This is a genomic window from Ruegeria sp. BF12, from assembly GCF_056538705.1.
In genome coordinates, this window is the sequence record NZ_JBQFTP010000040.1 from 1 (window position 1) to 2,598 (window position 2,598).

The window sequence follows — 2,598 nt, forward strand, 5'->3', positions numbered from 1 at the left end:
TTACATGCCCGGCTTTGGGAACGATTTTGAGACCGAGGCATTGCCGGGTGCGTTGCCGCGGGGGATGAACAGCCCGCAGCGGTGCAATTACGGTCTTTATGGCGAACAGCTGAGCGGCACGGCCTTTACCGCGAACCCGCCGGAACGGACGTGGTGTTATCGCATCCGCCCGTCGGTCAAGCATTCGCACCGCTACGAAAAGATCGACCTGCCCCACTGGAAATCCGCCCCTTGCGTTGATCCTGATGTGATCAGCCTTGGCCAGTACCGCTGGGACGCGGTTCCCCATTCCGATGAGGGCCTGACCTGGCTGACCGGTATGCGCACGATGACCACCGCAGGCGACGTGAACACGCAGGTCGGCATGGCCAGCCATATCTATCTGGTCACGGAATCCATGGTGGATGACTATTTCTTCTCGGCCGATTCCGAGCTGCTGGTGGTTCCGCAGGAAGGCCGCCTGCGTTTTGCGACCGAGTTGGGGATCATTGACCTTGAGCCCAAAGAGATCGCCATCATCCCGCGCGGCCTGGTCTACCGTGTCGAAGTGCTGGAAGGCCCTTGCCGGGGTTTTGTTTGCGAGAATTACGGCCAGAAGTTCGAACTGCCGGGCCGCGGCCCCATCGGCGCGAACTGCATGGCCAACCCGCGTGACTTCAAGGCTCCCGTGGCCGCATTCGAGGATCGCGAGGTGCCCTCGACCGTGACCGTCAAATGGTGCGGGCAGTTCCATACCACGAAGATCGGCCAAAGCCCGCTGGACGTTGTGGCCTGGCACGGAAACTATGCGCCCTACAAATATGACCTGCGCACCTACTGCCCGGTTGGCGCGATCCTGTTCGACCACCCCGATCCGTCTATCTTTACCGTGCTCACCGCGCCCTCGGGCCACCCGGGCACTGCCAATATCGACTTCGTTTTGTTCCGCGAACGCTGGATGGTGATGGAAGACACATTCCGCCCGCCCTGGTACCACAAGAACATCATGTCCGAGCTGATGGGCAACATTTATGGCCAATATGACGCCAAACCTCAGGGCTTCGTTCCGGGTGGCATGAGCCTGCACAACATGATGCTGCCGCACGGGCCGGACAAGGAAGCCTTTGAAAAAGCGTCAAATGCGAACCTTGGGCCGGACAAGCTGGACAACACCATGTCCTTCATGTTCGAAACCCGCTTCCCTCAACACCTGACAGCATTCGCGGCCAACGAAGCCCCGCTGCAGGACGATTACATCGATTGCTGGACGGATATCGAAAAGAAGTTCGACGGAACGCCTGGCAAGAAGTGATGAAACAAAGCGACCCGGGATTTCCTATCGAAACGCCCGGGCCTGAGACAAAGGTCTGGAGACGATATGCCTTTGATGAGATCCTGGGTGGCCTCGGCCAATGACGCCGATCACCCGTTCCCCCTGAACAACCTGCCTTATGGCGTCTTCTCGACCGACGGAACCGATCCCCGCTGCGGCGTTGCGATCGGTGACATGATCCTGGACGTGACCACCGCCGAGGCCGAGGGAGTGATCGAACTGGCGGATGAGCCGCTGTTCGACCTGCCCTTCTGGAACCCCCTGATGGAAGAAGGTCCCGCTGTCTGGGCCGCGCTGCGCAACCGTCTGACCACGCTGTTGGCTGAGGGGGCCGAGGAACGGGCACAGGTCGAACCGTTGCTGGTTGCCCAGAGCGACGCAGAAATGCACATGCCCTTTGCCGTCAGCGAATACACCGATTTCTACGCCGGGCGCCATCACGCCCAGAACGTCGGCACCATGTTCCGCGGGCCGGAAAACGCGTTGCCGCCGAACTGGCTGCATATCCCGATCGGCTATAACGGCCGCGCTTCGTCAGTTGTGATCTCGGGAACGGACATCCGCCGCCCGTGGGGGCAGTTGAAAGGGCCGAACGATACCCTGCCCCGTTTCGCTCCGTCGCAACGGTTCGATATCGAGCTTGAGATGGGCGCCATCGTCGGCACACCTTCGGATGGACCGATTTCGGTGCAGGAGGCGGACGACAACATCTTTGGCTACGTCCTGCTGAACGACTGGTCCGCACGCGACATTCAGGCCTGGGAATACCAGCCGCTGGGGCCGTTTCAGGCCAAAGCCACCGCAACTTCGATCAGCCCGTGGATCGTGACCAAAGCGGCGCTGGAACCCTTCCGCTGCGATACGCCCGAGCGGGAGTTCGAGTTGCTGGATCATCTCAAAGACGTTGGCCCGATGCTGTACGACGTCGACCTTTCGGTCACGCTCGCCCCTCAAAGCAAGGACCCGACAACAATCGCGCGAACGAATTACAAAGAGATGTACTATTCGGCGGCACAGCAACTGGCGCATCACACCACATCCGGCTGCCCGATGAACACCGGCGATCTGCTGGGATCGGGCACCATCTCCGGACCGACCAAGCCCGAGCGCGGCTCCTTGCTGGAACTCAGCTGGGGTGGCAAGGAACCACTGACATTGGACACCGGCGAGACCCGCAGCTTCATCGAAGACGGCGACACGCTGACACTGCGCGGCAGCGCAAAGGGAGACGGCTATACCATCGGCTTCGGCGACTGCATCGGAACCGTCCAACCACCGATCGAAAA

At 60.7% G+C, this 2,598-nt stretch carries 2 protein-coding genes; both read left to right on the top strand.

Annotated features, from left to right (window positions below; genetic code table 11):
• Positions 1 to 1,291: homogentisate 1,2-dioxygenase (hmgA, locus tag ACR0J0_RS23520; RefSeq protein ID WP_480666411.1), on the top strand; the 1,291-nt coding region annotated here is incomplete at its 5' end.
• A gap of 66 nt (positions 1,292 to 1,357) precedes the next feature.
• A partial coding sequence (fahA, locus tag ACR0J0_RS23525) for a fumarylacetoacetase (RefSeq protein WP_480666412.1) occupies positions 1,358 to 2,598 on the top strand: 1,241 nt, incomplete at its 3' end.